This is a genomic window from Stenotrophomonas sp. YJH_SMC_119 (genome assembly GCF_059368315.1).
Genome location: NZ_JCAFRP010000004.1, coordinates 193,019 through 210,340, shown reverse-complemented (window position 1 = coordinate 210,340; position 17,322 = coordinate 193,019). Strand labels below are relative to the sequence as shown.

Annotated in this window: 15 protein-coding genes; 4 read left to right on the top strand and 11 right to left on the bottom strand. The window is 67.0% G+C overall.

The genetic code is table 11. The features are described from left to right. Positions 1-38 precede the first annotated feature (38 nt). The 4 genes from guaB to moeB form a co-directional block, all read right to left on the bottom strand. A complete protein-coding gene (gene guaB, locus AC5P6S_RS08525) occupies positions 39-1,496 on the bottom strand; it encodes an IMP dehydrogenase (protein ID WP_075676539.1) in 1,458 nt (485 codons plus the stop codon). A gap of 477 nt (positions 1,497-1,973) precedes the next feature. Further along, positions 1,974-2,852, bottom strand: a complete 879-nt coding sequence (folD, locus tag AC5P6S_RS08520) for a bifunctional methylenetetrahydrofolate dehydrogenase/methenyltetrahydrofolate cyclohydrolase FolD (RefSeq protein WP_005413112.1) — start codon at positions 2,850-2,852, stop codon at positions 1,974-1,976. A 1,010-nt stretch (positions 2,853-3,862) separates the two neighbouring features. Continuing rightward, positions 3,863-5,695 (bottom strand): monovalent cation:proton antiporter-2 (CPA2) family protein, encoded by a 1,833-nt coding sequence (locus AC5P6S_RS08515; protein ID WP_005413113.1) that lies wholly within the window; start codon positions 5,693-5,695, stop codon positions 3,863-3,865. A gap of 249 nt (positions 5,696-5,944) precedes the next feature. Then, positions 5,945-7,081 carry a molybdopterin-synthase adenylyltransferase MoeB gene (gene moeB, locus AC5P6S_RS08510; protein ID WP_164173210.1) on the bottom strand — a complete coding sequence of 379 codons (1,137 nt, stop codon included), beginning with the start codon at positions 7,079-7,081 and terminating at the stop codon, positions 5,945-5,947. An 88-nt stretch (positions 7,082-7,169) separates the two neighbouring features. On the opposite strand from moeB, the gene AC5P6S_RS08505 reads away from it, so the two are divergent. The 3 genes from AC5P6S_RS08505 (at position 7,170) to AC5P6S_RS08495 (ending at position 9,539) form a co-directional block, all read left to right on the top strand. Further along, a complete protein-coding gene (locus AC5P6S_RS08505; protein ID WP_099497439.1) occupies positions 7,170-7,985 on the top strand; it encodes a helix-turn-helix domain-containing protein in 816 nt (271 codons plus the stop codon). 74 nt (positions 7,986-8,059) lie between these two features. Next, positions 8,060-8,695: a LysE family translocator gene (locus tag AC5P6S_RS08500; RefSeq protein ID WP_099497438.1), complete on the top strand. Its 636-nt coding sequence runs from the start codon at positions 8,060-8,062 to the stop codon at positions 8,693-8,695. A gap of 94 nt (positions 8,696-8,789) precedes the next feature. After that, a complete protein-coding gene (locus tag AC5P6S_RS08495; RefSeq protein WP_099526842.1) occupies positions 8,790-9,539 on the top strand; it encodes a lysine transporter LysE in 750 nt (249 codons plus the stop codon). Between the two features lie 138 nt (positions 9,540-9,677). Here AC5P6S_RS08495 and der read toward each other — a convergent pair whose 3' ends face one another. The 7 genes from der to ndk all read right to left on the bottom strand — a co-directional run bounded on the left by der (position 9,678) and on the right by ndk (position 16,309). Further along, the gene (gene der, locus AC5P6S_RS08490; protein WP_012479950.1) at positions 9,678-11,075 is read right to left on the bottom strand and encodes a ribosome biogenesis GTPase Der; all 1,398 of its coding nucleotides are present in this window, start codon (positions 11,073-11,075) and stop codon (positions 9,678-9,680) included. 17 nt (positions 11,076-11,092) lie between these two features. Then, positions 11,093-12,301 (bottom strand): outer membrane protein assembly factor BamB, encoded by a 1,209-nt coding sequence (bamB, locus tag AC5P6S_RS08485; protein ID WP_005409300.1) that lies wholly within the window; start codon positions 12,299-12,301, stop codon positions 11,093-11,095. After that, positions 12,301-12,939, bottom strand: coding sequence for a YfgM family protein (locus tag AC5P6S_RS08480; protein ID WP_005409299.1), 639 nt, complete (start codon positions 12,937-12,939; stop codon positions 12,301-12,303). The genes bamB and AC5P6S_RS08480 overlap by 1 nt, the downstream gene beginning before the upstream one ends. A gap of 65 nt (positions 12,940-13,004) precedes the next feature. After that, the gene (locus tag AC5P6S_RS08475) at positions 13,005-13,877 is read right to left on the bottom strand and encodes a RodZ domain-containing protein (RefSeq protein WP_005409298.1); all 873 of its coding nucleotides are present in this window, start codon (positions 13,875-13,877) and stop codon (positions 13,005-13,007) included. Positions 13,878-13,895: 18 nt separating this feature from the next. After that, on the bottom strand, positions 13,896-14,681 hold the full coding sequence (locus AC5P6S_RS08470; RefSeq protein ID WP_005409297.1) for a tetratricopeptide repeat protein: 786 nt from the start codon (positions 14,679-14,681) through the stop codon (positions 13,896-13,898). Further along, the gene (gene rlmN, locus AC5P6S_RS08465) at positions 14,668-15,873 is read right to left on the bottom strand and encodes a dual-specificity RNA methyltransferase RlmN (protein WP_005409296.1); all 1,206 of its coding nucleotides are present in this window, start codon (positions 15,871-15,873) and stop codon (positions 14,668-14,670) included. Before rlmN ends, AC5P6S_RS08470 begins: the two co-directional genes overlap by 14 nt. 10 nt (positions 15,874-15,883) lie before the next feature. After that, a complete protein-coding gene (gene ndk / locus AC5P6S_RS08460; RefSeq protein WP_005409295.1) occupies positions 15,884-16,309 on the bottom strand; it encodes a nucleoside-diphosphate kinase in 426 nt (141 codons plus the stop codon). Positions 16,310-16,634: 325 nt separating this feature from the next. Between ndk and AC5P6S_RS08455 the strand changes: the two genes are divergently transcribed. Then, on the top strand, positions 16,635-17,300 hold the full coding sequence (locus AC5P6S_RS08455; protein WP_005413120.1) for a TetR/AcrR family transcriptional regulator: 666 nt from the start codon (positions 16,635-16,637) through the stop codon (positions 17,298-17,300). Positions 17,301-17,322: the final 22 nt, after the last annotated feature.

Here is a 17,322-nt window from a genome sequence, read left to right as displayed (position 1 = left end):
CGGGAAGTGCTTCCCCGTTCCTCTTTGCTCGGCCCGCATCAGGCGCGGTAGTTCGGCGGCTCTTTGGTGATCGTCACGTCGTGGACGTGGCTCTCACGCTGGCCGGCGCCGCTGATCTTCACGAACTTGGGCTTGCTGCGCATGTCTTCGATGGTGGCGCAGCCCACGTAGCCCATGGTGGCGCGCAGGCCGCCCATCAGCTGGTGGATGATGCCGCCCACCGGGCCGCGGTACGGCACGCGGCCTTCGATGCCTTCCGGCACCAGCTTGTCGGCGGTGGCGGCGTCCTGGAAGTAGCGGTCCTTCGACCCCTTCTCCATGGCAGCCAGCGAACCCATGCCGCGGTAGCTCTTGTACGAACGGCCCTGGTACAGCTCGGTCTCGCCCGGCGATTCCTCGGTACCGGCCAGCAGGCCGCCGACCATGATGGTCGAGGCACCGGCGGCCAGCGCCTTGCCGATGTCGCCCGAGTAGCGGATGCCACCGTCGGCGATCAGCGGGATGCGGTCCTGCAGCGCTTCGGCCACCAGATCAATGGCGGTGACCTGCGGCACGCCGACGCCGGCGACGACGCGGGTGGTGCAGATCGAGCCCGGGCCGATGCCGACCTTGACCGCGTCCGCGCCGCTGTCCAGCAGCGCCAATGCGGCTTCGCCGGTGCAGATGTTGCCACCGATGACCTGCACGTGCGGGAAGTTCTTCTTGACCCAGCTGACGCGGTCCAGCACGCCCTGCGAGTGGCCGTGCGCGGTATCGACCACGATCACGTCCACGCCGGCGGCGACCAGCGCTTCCACGCGGCGATCGGTATCGCCACCCACGCCGACGGCAGCGCCGACCAGCAGGCGGGTCGACAGATCCTTGGCAGCGTTCGGGAAGTCGGTGTTCTTCTGGATGTCCTTGACGGTGATCAGGCCACGCAGTTCGAACGAATCGTTGACCACCAGCACCTTTTCGATGCGGTTGCGGTGCAGCAGCTGCAGCACTTCATCAGACGCGGCGCCTTCCTTGACCGTGATCAGGCGATCCTTCTTGGTCATGATGTGGCGGACCGGATCGTCCAGCTCGGTCTCGAAGCGCATGTCGCGGTGCGTCACGATGCCGGCCAGCAGGCCATCGCTGCCCACCACCGGCACGCCGGAGATGTTGTGTGCCTGGGTCAGGGCCAGCACGTCGCGGATGGTGGTTTCCGGACCGACGGTGATCGGGTCGCGGATGACACCGGCCTCGAACTTCTTGACCTTGGCCACTTCCGCGGCCTGCTGTTCCAGGCTGAGATTCTTGTGGATGATGCCCATGCCGCCGAGCTGGGCCATGGCGATGGCCAGGCGGGCTTCGGTGACGGTATCCATGGCTGCGGACAGGATCGGAAGCTTGAGCTTCAGGTCGCGAGTCAACCGCGTTTCGAGGTTGACGTCCTTGGGCAGGATGGTCGAGTGGGCGGGGACGAGCGAGACGTCGTCGTAAGTGAGTGCTTCAGCCTGGATGCGCAGCATCGGCATACCCGAGATGTGGGGAAGCGCGACATTTTACCCCTTTTTCGCGCCGCGTGGCAGGGGGTAGATGCGATGCAGTGTCGCGCGGGCGGTGACTGGTTCAGGGGGCCGCCTACCGCTTTGGTGGGTGCCAACCTTGGTTGGCACCCACCAGGAGCGGGTCATCAGCCTGCCTTTGGTGGGTGCGGACCGTTGGTCCGCACTACCCTTCAGACACCTGTGCTCCTGCATTGTGCCGACCAACGGTCGGCATCCACCTTAAGAGGATCACTCAGGCCAGCACTGGAGCGCCTTTTGTAGGTGCCAACCTTGGTTGGCACAAACAGCCAGAGGCCCTCACCCCACCTTGGGGTCCAGGTGCCGGACGGATCGTGCCAACCAAGGTTGGCACCTACCAGGAGCGGGGCATCACCCTGCCCCGGCATTGTGCCGACCAACGGTCCGCACCCACCAACAGCAGTTCTCCCCAATCGCAGGTCAGCTCAGCGCTTCCGCCGCTTCCAGGGTGTTCTGCATCAACGTGGCCACGGTCATCGGGCCGACACCACCCGGCACCGGGGTGATCCAGCTGGCCCGCTGGGCAGCGGCCTCAAACCCGACATCGCCCACCAGCCGGCCGTCGTCCAACCGATTGATACCCACGTCGATCACCACAGCGCCCGGCTTCACCCACTCGCCCGGCACGATGCCCGGGCGGCCCACCGCCACCACCAGGATGTCGGCGTTGCGCACGGCCTGTTCCAGCACGTCCTTCGGGGTGAACTTGTGGCAGCTGGTCACAGTGCAGCCGGCAATCAGCAGCTCCAGGCCCATCGGGCGGCCGACGTGGTTGCTGACGCCCACGATGGTGGCGTTGCGGCCACGCACCGGCTGGTCGGTGTGGCCCAGCAGCGTGGTGATGCCGCGCGGGGTGCACGGGCGCAGGCCGAACTCGCGCAGGGCCAGGTGACCGACGTTTTCCGGGTGGAAGCCGTCCACGTCCTTGCGCGGGTCAATGCGCTGGATCAGCCGGCGCGCGTCGGGGATGCCCGGCAGCGGCAGCTGGATCAGGATGCCGTTGATCTTCGGATCGGCGTTGAGCTGGTCGATCAGGTCGAGCAGCTCGGCTTCGGTGGTACCAGCCGGTAGATCGTAGTCATGCGCCTCGATGCCGACCTTCTCGGCGGCACGGCGCTTGTTGCGCACGTACACAGTCGAGGCCGGGTCGCCACCGACCAGCACCACGGCCAGGCCCGGGCGGCTACCACCGGCGGCCACGCGAGCGTCGACGCGCACCTTCAGGCTGTCGAGCAGGTCCTCGGCGATACGGCGGCCATCAAGGATGCGGGCAGGATGCTGGGAGGCGGAATCGGTCATCGGGAGCGGGCGTGGGGCGGCGGGGACGCTATTGTCCCTGATTCAGGCCCCCTCGCCCACCGCCGTGCGCCGACTCCGCGCACCGGTAGTGCCGGCCGCTGGCCGGCAACTCCATGACGTCGGAACGTTTCCGTATCTGCCGGCCAGCGGCCGGCACTACCAACCACCGGCTTCGGCAATTCCCGACCCGGGTAGTGCCGGCCGCTGGCCGGCAACCCCACGACGTCGGAACGTTTCCGTATCTGCCGGCCAGCGGCCGGCACTACCAACCACCGGCTTCGGCAATTCCCGACCCGGGTAGTGCCGGCCGCTGGCCGGCAACCCCACGACGTCGGAACGTTTCCATATCTGCCGGCCAGCGGCCGGCACTACCAACCGCCGGCTTCGGCAATTCTCCACACGGGTAGTGCCGGCCGCTGGCCGGCAACCCCACGACGTCGGAACGTTTCCGTATCTGCCGGCCAGCGGCCGGCACTACCAACCACCGGCTTCGGCAATTCCCGACCCGGGTAGTGCCGGCCGCTGGCCGGCAACCCCATGACGTCGGAACGTTTCCGTATCTGCCGGCCAGCGGCCGGCACTACCAACCACCGGCTTCGGCAATTCCCCACACGGTAGTGCCGGCCGCTGGCCGGCAACCCGATGACGTCGGAACGTTTGCGTATCTGCCGGCCAGCGGCCGGCATAACCAACCGCCGGCTTCGGCAATTTCCCACACGGTAGTGCCGGCCGCTGGGCGGCAACCCCATGACGCCGGAACGCTTCCATATCTGCCGGCCAGCGGCCGGCACGACCAACCACCGGCTTCGGCAATTCCCCACACGGTAGTGCCGGCCGCTGGCCGGCAACCCCATGACGTCGGAACGTTTCCGTATCTGCCGGCCAGCGGCCGGCACTACCAACCGCCGGCTCCGGCAATTCCCCTCACGGTAGTGCCGGCCGCTGGCCGGCAACCTCATGACGTCGGAACGATTCCGTATCTGCCGGCCAGCGGCCGGCACGACCGGGCTTTACTCTTCCTCTTCCGGCACGTCCTGCGGGTTCAACGTCTTGCTTGCCCGCTTCGGCGCGGTGAACGGCGTCGGCGTCGGTACGCCCTGGCCGGAGTTGCCAAACACCATCTTGGCGCCGGCATTCAGACCACCACCGGCAATCTCCAGTTCGAAGCGCTCGGCGTCGCGGCGGCGGATCTGCTCGGCAATCTCCACCGCATCGTCTTCATCCGCACCCAGCTCCACCAGCGCGGCCTGACCGAACAGCACTGCCGATTCAAACGTCTCGCGGATCTGGAAATCGACACCGGCATGGATCAGCCGCAGCGAATGTTCGCGGTCGAACGAGCGCACCATCAGCTTGGCCTGGGGGAACTCGTGTGCCACCAGTTCAACGATGCGGTCGGCGGCCTCGGCCTTGTCCACGCAGACCGCAATCGCACGTGCAGTCGCCGCGCCCGAGGCATGCAGCACGTCCAGTCGCGTACCGTCGCCGTAGTAGATCTTGAAACCGAAGCGCGCCGCGCTCTGGATCATCTCCACATCGTTGTCGATGATGGTCACGTCCACGTCGCGCGCCAGCAGCGACTGGCTGGCGACCTGGCCGAAGCGGCCGAAGCCGATCAGCAGCACACTGCCGGACAGGCCCTCGGCCTCGTCCACGCCGTCCATGTTCACCGTCGGCTTCGGCGCGATGCGCTTGTAGACCAGCACCACCAGCGGGGTCAGCGCCATCGACAGCACCACCACGGCGGTGAAGTTGGCATTGATCTCCAGGTTGATCACGCCGGCCGATGCGGCGGCAGAGAACAGCACGAAGGCGAACTCGCCGCCCTGCGCCATCAGCACGCCACGATCCAGCGCCTGCGCGTGGTCGCTGCCCATGATGCGCGCGACTACGTAGATGCACAGCGCCTTGGCTGCCATCAGCGCCAGCACCAGGCCGAGGATCAGCTGCCAGTTGCCGGCCACCACGCCCAGGTCCAGCGCCATGCCCACGCTGAGGAAGAACAGGCCCAGCAGGATGCCGCGGAACGGTTCGATATCCGCTTCGATCTGGTGGCGGAAGGTCGATTCGCTCAGCAGCACGCCGGCCAGGAACGCGCCCATCGCCATCGACAGGCCGGACAGCTGCATCAGCAGCGCCGCACCCAGCACCACCAGCAGCGCGGCGGCGGTCATCACCTCGCGCGCCTTCGACTCGGCCAGCACGCGGAACAGTGGGTTGAGCAGGAAGCGGCCGACCAGCACCAGGCCGACGATGGCACCCACACCGATCGCCACCGACAGCCAACGCGAACCCTCGCCATCGGCGCTGCCCGCGCTCGGGCCCATCCAGGCCACCAGCGCCAGCAACGGCACGATCAGCAGGTCTTCGAACAGCAGGATGGAGACGATCTTCTGCCCCGACGGCAGCGCGATGTCACCGCGCTCGGCCAGCAGCTGCATCACCACCGCAGTGGAGGTGAGCACGAAGCCGGTGGCGCCGATGAAGGCCACCTGCCACGGCAGGCCGAACAGTTTGGCGATGCTGGTCAGCACCAGCGCACAGGTGACGATCTGCAGCGTGCCCAGCCCGAAGATTTCCTTGCGGAGGCTCCACAGGTGCGAGGGCCGCATTTCCAGGCCGATCACGAACAGGAACATCACCACGCCGAGCTCGGCGGTATGCAGGATGGCCTGCGGGTCGGAGAACCAGCCCAGCCCGAACGGTCCGATCGCCAGGCCAGCGGCGAAGTAGCCCAGCACCGAGCCCAGGCCGGCCCGGCGGAACAAAGGCACCATCACCACCGCCGCGCCCAACAGGGCCACGACCTTGACCAGCTCGCTGGTCGCTGCTTCTACCGCCATGCGGTGTGTTCCCCAAGATCCAGAATCGGGTTCAACAATAGAGCAATGCCGATGACGGCAATAGCACGCATGTTGCGTCGGATTGTCTTGGAGGTGGAACGATGTAGGGAACTACCCCCAGCATCATCCCGAAACCATGCATCCGCGTCGGTGGGTGCCACCATGCACCCGCTTCGGTAGGTGCCAACCTTGGTTGGCACGAAAACGCCGACCAAGGTCGGCATCTACCAAGGCATTCGCCGGCCAGCCTCACCCACCCCAGCAGAACGCGGCGTAATCGATATACCCCGGGAATGGCACGTCCGGCGCGCACACCGGGCAGTGCGGGTCCGGCCGGATGCCGGTCTCGCGGAAGCGCATGCCCAGCGCGTCGAAGCGCAGTAGGCGGCCGACCAGCGGCTCGCCGATGCCCAGCAGCAGCTTCAGCACTTCGGTGGCCTGCAGCACACCAGCCAATCCCGGCAGCACGCCCAGCACACCGGCCTCGGAACAGTTCGGCGCGAACTCCGGCGGCGGTGGCTCCGGGAACAGGCAGCGGTAGCACGGCGCCACGCCGCGCTGGCGGCCGGCGTCAAACACGCTTACCTGGCCATCGAAGCGCTCGATGGCGGCGTACACCATCGGTATCGCGTGCTTGATGCAGGCGTCGTTGAGCAGGTAGCGCAGCGGGAAGTTGTCCGAGCCGTCCAGGACCACGTCCACGCCGTCCAGCAATGCATCCACGTTCTCGGAGGTGACCCGCTCCGGCACCGCCTCGACCTCGATCGAGGGGTTGAGCGCCAGCAGCCGCTCACGCGCCGAATCGACCTTGAGCTGGCCGACGCTGGCTTCGGTATGCACGATCTGCCGGTGCAGGTTGCTGCGCTCCACGCGATCGTGGTCGGCGAAGCGCAGGTGCCCCACCCCGGCGGCAGCCAGGTAGAACCCCGCCGGTGCGCCCAGCCCACCCGCGCCCAGCACCAACACGCGCGACTGCTGCAGCCGGCGCTGGCCGGCCTCGCCCACCTGCGGCAGCAGCAGGTGCCGCGAATAGCGGTCGTAGAAGTCGCGGTCGGCGGCGCTGGCCAGCGGCTGCACCAGCGGCAGCGACTGCTCGCGCCAGGCCACGGTGCCGCCCGTCACGGAAGCGACGTTTGTGTAGCCGGCCTGCAGCAGGAACTGCGCGGCATCGGCCGAGCGCTTGCCGCTCTGGCAGATCAGCAGGATCTCCTGGTCGTGCCGCGGCAGGTGTGCGGCCGGGTCGGCCTGCAGTTCGCCCTTGGCCACGCCGCGCGCGCCCTCGGCCATCCCGCCGGCCCGCTCGTGCGCTTCGCGCACATCGATCAGCACCGCGCCATGGGCCAGGCGCTCGCGTGCCTGCGCGGGGGAAAGCTCTTGGATGCTCATGGCGGCATTATCGCGCAGACACCCTCGACGCGCCCTGCCCCGAACATGGCACCATGCGGGCGTTGTCCCTGCATCCCGGAACCGCTGCGTGCGCTCTGCCACCGAATTCTGGCGTGACCCGCGCATGCCCTTCGTCGAAAGCCGACGGGCATGCGACAGCCGCGCCTGCCATCGCCCGCACAGCCATGACACCTTCTCGATCGGCGCTGTCGACGCCGGCAGCAGCCTGTTCACCGGCGCCACGGAAGGACCGCGCCTGCTGCAGCCCGGCAGTCTGGTCGGCGTACCCGCAGGCCGCGTGCACGCCTGCAACCCCCTCCCCGGCCAGCTCTGGAGCTACCAGATGCTGCATCTGGACCCGCGCTGGATGGCCGAGGTCCGCGCCGAGTATGACGACCTGCCCGAACCCGACTGGCAGCAGGAGCCGATCCGGATTTCCAGCCATCGCCCGCGCTACCAGCAGTACTGCCAGCTCAACGAGACGCTGTTCTCCGACGATCCGGTCAGCGTCAAGGAAGCGGCCCTGATCGCGTTCGTCGGCGATCTGGATGAACACGATGGTGTAGCCGTCGCCGGCCCGCTTGAAGATGCCGCGTTACAGCAGCGCTTGCAGCCGGTGATGGACGTCCTGCGCCAGCGGCTAGAACACACCCCGGCCCTGCAGGAGCTGGCATCGCTGGCAGGCATGAGCCGCTACCAGCTGATCCGCGCCTTCCGACGCGCCACGGGCCTGACACCGCACGCCTGGCAGATCGACCAACGCATCCAGGAGGCCCGCCGGCGGCTGTGCGAAGGGCAGGCACTGGCCGTGGTCGCGCATGCGCTGGGCTTTGCCGACCAGAGCCATTTCCAGCGGGTCTTCAAGGCCCACGCCGGTGCGACCCCGGGCCAATACCGGCGCTGAGCCTGCAATAACGTTCAATACCATCGCGCGGCGCATCCGCAGACTGGCGCCCCAGCCAGCCGCCGCCGGACCCGATGGAACAGTTCCTGGTCATCGCCACCGTACATTTTCTCGCCCTGCTCTCACCCGGCCCCGACTTCTTCCTCGTTGCACGCACCGCGATCACCTCGGGCTGGCGCACCGCCAGTGGTGCCTGCGCAGGCATCGCCGTCGGCAATGGCGTCTTCATCGTGGCCGCTTTCACCGGAACGGCCATGCTGCGCCCAGGCAGCGCAGGGTTCATTGCGGTGCAGTTGGCGGGCTGCGGGTTCCTGCTGTACCTCGGCACGCTGTTCCTGCGCCATGCGGATTCGACGACGTTGCAGGCACCTGAAGCTGCCGACGGATCGCGAGCGGGTGGTGCCCACGGATGGTGGAGGGCGGCAGCGCTGGGTGCCCTGTCTGCGCTGCTGAACCCGAAGAATGCGCTGTTCTACGCAACGCTGGCGGCAATGCTCAACGGTCCGCAGGCCAGCGCCGCAACGAAGTTCTTCTATGGCGCGTGGATGTTCGGCATCGTCCTGCTATGGGATCTGCTGGTTGCCGCGCTGGTCGGCCACCCATGGGTGCTGGGTCGATTCGCGCGTGCCCTGCCCTGGCTGGAACGGGCCGCAGGGCTGCTGATGATTGCGCTGGCGCTCTGGATCGCCGTGTCGCTGTGGGTGGGCTGATGCCGGTAATTCGCGCCTGTCGCAATAGCGTTCAATACGGCGCGTCCAGCGCAGCCCACACTCGGCACTTTCTGTAGTTTGGGGGCAGGTTTTCGTGCAGCAGTTCTTCATCGTCGCGGTGCTGTACAGCTTCGCCATGCTCCTGCCTGCGTCGAATCACGCGAAGATCCTGCGCACCGCGATGGGCGCTGGCGGGCACGCGGCCATGGCCGCATCGTTCGGTATCGCCATCGGTACGGGCACCATCTGCGCCACGGCCTTCGTTGCGGCGGGCATGCTGGGAAACCGCGGCCTGTGGACGCTGGCGATGGAGTGCGCGGGTTGCCTGCTGCTGCTGCGGCTGGCGGGCATGTGCCTGCGCGATGCCGGGCTGACCTCCCTCTCTCCGCTTTCCCTGCAGATGCCCTGGGGCCTGAAGGCCCGCTCCCGTTGGCCGCACGCCGAGGCTGGATGCCTGTTGGCGCTCGCCAGCATCAACAACTGGACGCTGCAGTTCGCGGTTGCCGCCCTGGTCAGCGGCCTCGTTGCCGACATGGATACAAAGGCCGCTTACGTGGCCTGCCTGGGCGGTGTCGCGCTGTCGCTCGGCCTGCTGATGGCGTGGCTCGGCAGCCATCCGCGCTGGGCACAGGGATGTTGCCGATTGCTTCCGTGGCTGGAGCATGCGGCGGGTCTGGTGATCGGCGCGGTGTCGGTGGCGTACCTGGCAGGGGTACTGGGTACCACCCTGGTCTGGGCGAGCCTCACGGGGCAGGCGCAGCTGCCCAAACCGATGATGGCCGCGCCCCGCAGTTCCCCATGCGCGTTGCCGCATTGCCGCGCTCGTCGCAACAGTTCGCCATGATCGAGGACTGTAGACGTAAGGGTAGTGCCGGCCGCTGGCCGGCAACCCGATGATGCCTGGCGTGTTCACGAGGTTGCCGGCCAGCGGCCGGCACGACCACACACAAGAAAGGCGGCCCTGCGGCCGCCTTCCCGTGAATCACTTGCCCTTGACGTGCTTCATCAAGCGCCGCTTGGCCTTGACCTGCCGCTCGGTGAGGACGTTCTTCTTGCCCTCGTACGGGTTGGTGCCCTCGCGGAAGATGAAGCTCACCGGCGTGCCGATCAGCTTGAAGCGCTTGCGGAAGAAGTTCTCCAGGTAGCGCTTGTACGATTCCTGCAGCTCCTTCAGGCGGGTGCCGTGCACGATGAAGGTCGGCGGGTTGGCGCCGGCCGGGTGCACGTAACGCAGCTTGGAGACGTGGCCGCGGATGGTCGGCGGCGGATTGGTCTCGTACGCCACTTCCAGCGCCTTGTTCACTTCGCTGGTGGTGAAGGTCTTGTTCGCCGATTCGTGCGCGCGGTGCACCGCACGGAACAGCTCGCGCAGGCCCGAGCCGTGCTTGGCCGAAATGCGCACCGATTCGGCCCAGGGCACGAAGCCCAGCTTCAGCGACAGCATGGTTTCAGCCTGTTCGCGCTGGTACTCGGTCAGGCCATCCCACTTGTTGATGGCGATCACCAGCGCGCGGCCGGCATCGAGCACGGCACCGAGCACGGTGGCGTCCTGGTCGGTCACGCCTTCGGTGGCGTCCAGCATCAGCACGGCGACCTGGCACTGCTCGATCGACTGCATGGTCTTGACCACCGAGAACTTCTCGACGACCTCGTCCACGCGCGAACGGCGGCGCAGGCCGGCGGTGTCGATCAGGCGGTACTCACGTCCATCGCGCTCCAGGTCCACCGCGATCGAGTCGCGGGTGGTGCCCGGCACGTCGGAGGCGATCATGCGCTCCTCGCCGAGGATGCGGTTGACCAGGGTCGACTTGCCCACGTTCGGACGTCCGACGAAGGCGATGCGGATACGGTTCGGATCGTTGTCCAGCTCTTCTCCGCTGCCTTCTTCCGGCAGGCGCTGGATCACTTCGTCCAGCAGGTCGTCCAGGCCCTGGCGATGCGCGGCCGAAACGGTCAGCATCTCGCCGAAGCCGTAACGGGCGAATTCCGAACGCACGCTGTCCTCGTCGGTGCCGTCGATCTTGTTGATCAGCAGCAGCGTCGGGCGCGACAGCTTGCGCAGCCAGGCCAGGATCTCGTCGTCCAGCGCCGAGGTGCCCTCGCGGGCGTCGACGACGAACAGGATCAGATCGGCTTCGGCCGCCGCAGCCCGGGCCTGGCGCGTGGTGGCACCAGCCAGGCCTTCGTCTTCCCCGGCAATACCGCCGGTATCCACGACGAGGAAATGGTTGTCCTCGTCGAGGCGGCAGACGCCGTAGTTGCGGTCACGGGTGACGCCGGGCTGGTCATGGACCAGCGCGTCGCGGGTGCGCGTAAGCGCATTGAAAATAGTCGACTTGCCGACATTCGGCCGTCCAACCAGGGCGACCAAAGGCAGCATCGCGATTACTCCAATTTTTAATTTGCCAACCGGAAGGCGGTCAGCTTGCCATCCACGTTCTGCACCAGCAGCACCCCGTCGACGACGACCGGCTGGGCCAGCAGGGCGTCACCGCCGCTCTTCGCCCGTGCCGCCATCGCACCATCGGAGGTCTTCAACCAGTGCACGTATCCCTTGTAGTCGCCGACGACCACGTAATCACCGTGCAGCGCCGGGCCGGTCAGCGAACGACGCGCCAGCTCGGTCTGCGACCACATGGCAGCGCCGGTCGCCTTGTCCAAGCCGAACACGCCACCCTTGTTGTCGGTGACGAACACATTGCCCGACGACACCGCCACGCCACCTGCACCGCCATGGTCGCGCGCCCACAGCGGGCGACCGGTCGGGCCTTCGATGGCCATGGTCTGGTTCTTGAAGCTGCTCACGAAGAGGGTGTTGCCCTCCAGCACCGGAGCACCGTCGACATCGGCCATGCGGTCCAGCTCGGTACGGCCTTCGCCGTTGCCAAGGTTCTGTTCCCACAGGGTACGCCCATCCTGCATGGCCAGCGCGGCAACCGCGCCTTCGTCCTTGCCGATGAACAACACGCCCGGACCGGTGACCACCGGCGCGTTGCCGCGCACGGTCAGCGCCGGCAGTTCGCTCGGGTTGAACCACTTCTGCGTGCCGTTGCCGGCATCGAACGCGGTGACGCGGCCGTCGTTGCTGCGCACGAACACCAGGCCCTGGGCCACGGCCGGCGCGGCAATGACCTCACCCGGAACACGGGCGCGCCACTTCTCGCTGCCGTCATTGATGTCCAGGGCGATGACCTGGCCATCGAGCGTGCCGATCACGACCAGGTTCTCACCGACACCCGGGCCGCCGGACAGGCGCAGCTTCGGCTTCTTCTTTTCCTTCTGCGGCTCCCAGGTCCAGACCTTCTTGCCGGTCTGCAGGTCGATGGCGTGCACGCCACCGGTGATCGCCGCGGCAAACACGTGGCCATTGGCCACCGCCGGGCCCTGGCGCACGCCGATGCGGCGCTCGCCCTTGCCGAGGTTGACCGACCAGGCCTTGTTGACCTTGACGCTCGGCTCGAACTTGACCAGCTCAGCCGGCTCCTGGGCCTTCTTCGCTGCCGCGTCCTTGCCGGCGAACCAGCCCTTCATGGTGCTGCAGCCGGTCAGGGCCATGCCCATCAGGAGCACGGTGGCGACGCGGGTGATCATGACCTTCTGACTCATCAAACCGACTCCGCAGGGGCGGCGACCGTGCCGCCGGCATCCATAACCTTGGTTTCCAGCAGGCGCCGCTGCGGCGCTGCCACGTCCAGCGACTTCAGCGCCTTCTCGTACTGTGCGCGGGCGTCATCGCGCTTGCCCTGCGCCATCAGCGCATCGCCATGGATTTCCAGGCTGCTGCTGTCGGTGGCGCTGCCCAGCAGCTTGATCGCCTCGTCGCTCTTGCCGGTGGCCACCAGCAGGCGGGCCACACGCTGGTCGACCACGCGCTGCAGGTCGCTTTCGACCTTCACGGCGCGCAGGGTGGCCAGCGCTTCTTCGTTCTTGCCGGCGTCGACCTGGGCCTTGGCCAGCTGCAGCGCCGCGAGGTCGCCATAGATGCTGGACGGGCCCGCTTCGAGCGCCTTCACTGCCTTGGCAGCGTCGTCGAGCTTGTTCTGCTGAAGACCGACCAGGGCCTTCTGGTATTCCACGTTGGCCGAGGCCAGCTTGCCGCCCTGATCCTTCTGGTACCACTGCCAGCCGGCAATGGCACCGATCGCGATGGCTACGCCACCGAGGATGCTGGCGCCATTCTTCCGCAGCCAGCTGCGGACGCGTTCACTTTGTTCGTGCTCGTCGAGCAGATCGTCGATCGCCATGCGTACTCTCGCCCCGCCCATCGGGAGGGACCATTGGGTTTAATCGAAGGTGGTGAAACCGCGCCTCAGTGCGAAACCGGGACTACGGAGCCTTCAGAGGATACCTGAAAGCGTGCCACGTTGGCTCGCTGGTAGGGGGTCAGATCGACGATAGCGCCGTTCTGCTGAACCTGGACCGCCGAGGCGTTGCCCAGGGTCACCCGGGTCACCTGGCCCGGCGTGAAGCTGCGGCTCTCGCCGGACTTGATCAGCGCCTTTTCGACCGTGGCGCCGTCCGGACCACCGATATCGACCCAGCTGTCGCCGCTGAACTGCATCTCCAGCGTATTGGCGGCTGCGGGCGCAGCGGGTGCCGAACGCGGCACCGGGGACAGCGAAGCGACATACGGGGTTGCGGCCGGCTTGCTGGCCGGGGCACTCGCGACTTCAGCCGGGGCTGCCGGCTCGACACCCGCAGCGGACGGGGCCACCGGCACAGCGGCCGGGATCGCGTCCAGCGAGGCCGTGTTCGGCGACGGCGTGGCACTGCCATCGAAATGGCCGCGGGTGGCGAACCACACCGGCACGGCCAGCACGGCGGTGATGCCGACGTACAGCACGCGCCGGCCGAGATTCTCGGCAATGCGGCGCGCACGCGGGGTATGGGTATGGCTGACCAGGGTGGGCGGCACGACAGGACCCACCTGGGCCTGCTCCAGCAGCTGGCTCACATCGACGTCGAGCAGGCGCGCGTAGCTGCGCAACTGGCCGCGCACGAAGACTGGCGCGCCCAGCTTCTGCCACTGCTCTTCCTCCAGCGACCTGACCACCTGGACTGGCATGCGCAGGCGCGAGCCGACATCCTCAAGGGTCAGTCCGGCCGCTTCACGGGCCTGGCGCAGGCGGGTGCCGCAGCCGGCCGCAGTCTCGAGAGCGCTCACAGTCTGGTCATCAATCACAATGCATCAACCCTGGAGTTAGGAGCCCGCTTCCTGCGGAAATTCCTGTCGAATGCGCTGAAGATAGCGGTCAGATGCCGCCCGATCACCCAGCCGCGCTTCGATTTGAGACGCAAGTTGTAACACGGAACGCGTTGCGGGTGCAGCCGCAATCCTACGTTCGGCGAAGGCCCGGGCCTCCATGTAGCGGCCCTGGCGGAAGCTGAGCTGGGCCATGGCCTCCAGCGCGACCGGGTTTCCCGGCAGCGCCGACAGCGCCGCGCGCAGGTCGCGCTCGGCACGCTCGAACTGGCCTGCATCCAGCGCACAGCTGCCGGCATTGGACTGCGCTTCGGCGACGGCGGGATTGCCCGGCGCCCGCTGGGCACGATCGAACCACACCAGCGATTCGGCCGCCTGGCCCTGCTGGCACAGCCAGGCACCATAGTTGTTGAGCACGTCGCCACGTTGCGGCGCCAGTTCGGCAGCCTTGCGGAAGTTCTCGCCGGCCTGCTGGCTGCGACCGCGACGCTCGTCGATGCCCGCAAGCAGGACCAGGCCGTCGGGGGCCGTCGGCACCAGCTTCTGGGCTTCGCGCGCCTTGCGCTCGGCAGCATCGAGATTGCCGCCCTGGATGTCGCGGCCGGCCAGGGTCAGCAACTCCTGCCAGCGCACCTGCTGTCGCACCCCTTCCGGATCACGGACGGAGTAGACCGGCGCCTCGCTCGGGCCAAGCTTGGCCTTGGGATGGGATTTGCAGCCGCCGACCGCGAGGGCCAGCGTGCCTGCGAGCAGAACCAGCCAGAGGCGGTCAGGCCGCGGCATCGCTCCCCTTCCCCGCCTGCAGCGTCTTGTTGAACTCCGCCTGGCGGCGGGTGCGGTCCATCACCTGGCCCTTGAGCTGGCCACAGGCGGCGTCGATGTCGTCGCCACGGGTACGGCGGACCATGGTCAGCACGTTGCTGTCGAGCAGGATCTTCTGGAAGGCGCGGATGTGCGCCTCTTCCGAACGCTCGTAGCGGGTACCCGGGAACGGGTTGAACGGAATCAGGTTGACCTTGCCCGAATCCTTGGCCTGCACCGCGTTGTCGAACTGGCGCATCAGGCGGGCCAGCTCGCGAGCATGCTCCGGCTTGTCGTTGATGCCCTTCATCAGGGTGTATTCGAAGGTGACCGATTCGCGGCGCTTGTTGGCGCGCAGGTAGCGTGCGCACGAGGCCATCAGCTCGGCGATCGGGTACTTCTTGTTGAGCGGCACCAGGGTCTCGCGCAGCGCGTCGTTCGGCGCATGCAGCGACACCGCCAGCGACACGTCGCTTTCGGCAGACAGGCGGTCGATCTGCGGCACCAGGCCGGAGGTCGACAGGGTCACGCGCTTGTTGGCCAGGCCGTAGCCCAGGTCGTCGCGCATCACGCTCATGGCGCGCACGACGTTGTCGAAATTCATCAGCGGCTCGCCCATGCCCATCATCACCACGTTGGTGAGGCGGCGCATCTGGTGCGGGACGTTGCCCAGGTGGCGCGCGGCAACCCACACCTGGCCGATGATCTCGGCGGTGGTCAGATTGCGGTTGAAGCCCTGGGTAGCAGTGGAGCAGAACGTGCAGTTCAGGCCGCAACCGACCTGCGAAGACACGCACAGCGTGCCGCGGGTCTTGTCCGGGATGTACACGGTCTCGATGGCGTTCTTGCCATCCACGCCCATCGCCAGCAGCCACTTGTGGGTGCCGTCGGCGGAGGGCTTGTCGAACACGATGTTGGGAACCAGCACCTCGGCATGGGCCTGCAGCTTGGCGCGCAGGACCTTGCCGAGGTCGGTCATTTCATCGAAGTCGGTGACGTAGCGATGGTGGATCCACTTCATCACCTGATGGGCACGGAACTTCTTTTCGCCGAGAACCTCGACGAAGAACTTCTCCAGGCCCGCGCGATCGAGGTCGAGCAGGTTCTGCTTGCCAGCCGTGGGTGCCGACTTCGGCAGCGGCTGGATGGCGGGGGACTGTACGACCTCGTTCACGGCATTACTCTCAGCGCGAAACGACTTCGGTGGCGGCGAAGAAGTAGGCGATCTCAATCGCGGCATTCTCGACCGAGTCCGAGCCGTGGGCGGCGTTGGCATCGATGGATTCGGCGAAGTCGGCGCGGATGGTGCCCGGCGCGGCTTCCTTCGGGTTGGTGGCGCCCAGCAGGTCGCGGTGGGCCAGGACGGCGTTTTCGCCTTCCAGGGCCTGGATCATCACCGGGCCGGAGATCATGAACTCGACCAGCGCGTTGAAGAACGGACGTTCGCGGTGCACGGCGTAGAAGCCTTCGGCTTCACGGCGCGACAGCTGCTTGTACTTGGCGGCCACGACCTTCAGGCCAGCCTTCTCGAAGCGGGCGTAGATTTCGCCGATGACGTTCTTGGCAACGGCGTCCGGCTTGATGATCGAAAGGGTGCGCTCCAGCGCCATGGGATGTCTCCAATGGAATCGGGCCGCTGATGGCCCGAAGGGTAACATGAAAAAAACCCGCGTCGGGACGCGGGCTTAGCCTGATAAACGTAGGCGAATTGTAAAAGATAAAGCGGCAGGGTGGTAGTGCCGGCCGCTGGCCGGCAGGCTGGTGCCCCACTGGCTGCCCGAGGTTGCCGGCCAGCGGCCGGCACTACCCTTTGCGCCCATTCACCCACCTGAGTGAAATCTGACCGGGTCGGCCGATTTTGCTGCACTGCAAAATGCCATACGGTACCGTCTGGTCCTAGTATCAAACAATCGTTTGATTAAGGTCCGCCCACCGATGGCCAAGCCCGCCCACTTCTCGACCAAGGACCGGATCCTCGGCGCGGCCGAGGAGCTGTTCGCCCAGCACGGCTTCGCCGGCACCTCGCTGCGCCAGGTGACCAGCCAGGCCGACGTCAACATCGCCGCGGTCAACTACCACTTCGGCTCCAAGGAAAACCTGGTCAACGAGGTGTTCCGCCGCCGCATGGACGAGATGACCGGTGCCCGCCTGTCGCAGCTCGAGCGCGCCCGCGCCGAGCACCCGGGTGAACTGCGCCCGGTGCTGGCTGCCTTCGTCGAGCCGGCCCTGGCGCTGGCCCAGGACCGCCAGAACGGCGGCGCCTTCGTGCGCGTGATCGCCCGCGCCTACGCCGAGAAGAACGACAACCTGCGCAAGTTCCTGTCAGACCACTACGGCCACGTGCTGCGTGCGTTCGGCAAGGCCATCGGCGAATGCGTGCCGGACCTGAGCAAGGAGGAGCTGTACTGGCGCCTCGACTTCCTGGCCGGCTCGCTGACCTATGCGATGGCCGACTTCGGGCTGATCAAGCGTCCCGCCGGTGTCACCGAAGCGGCGCATCGTGCCCATGCCGCCCACGAACTGATCCATTTCGCCGAAGCCGGGTTCCGCGCCGCCGCACGCGCCAGCGCCCTGCCCGCTTCCCTTGATTCCACCCAGTAACTGCTGACCAACAAAGGCCCTA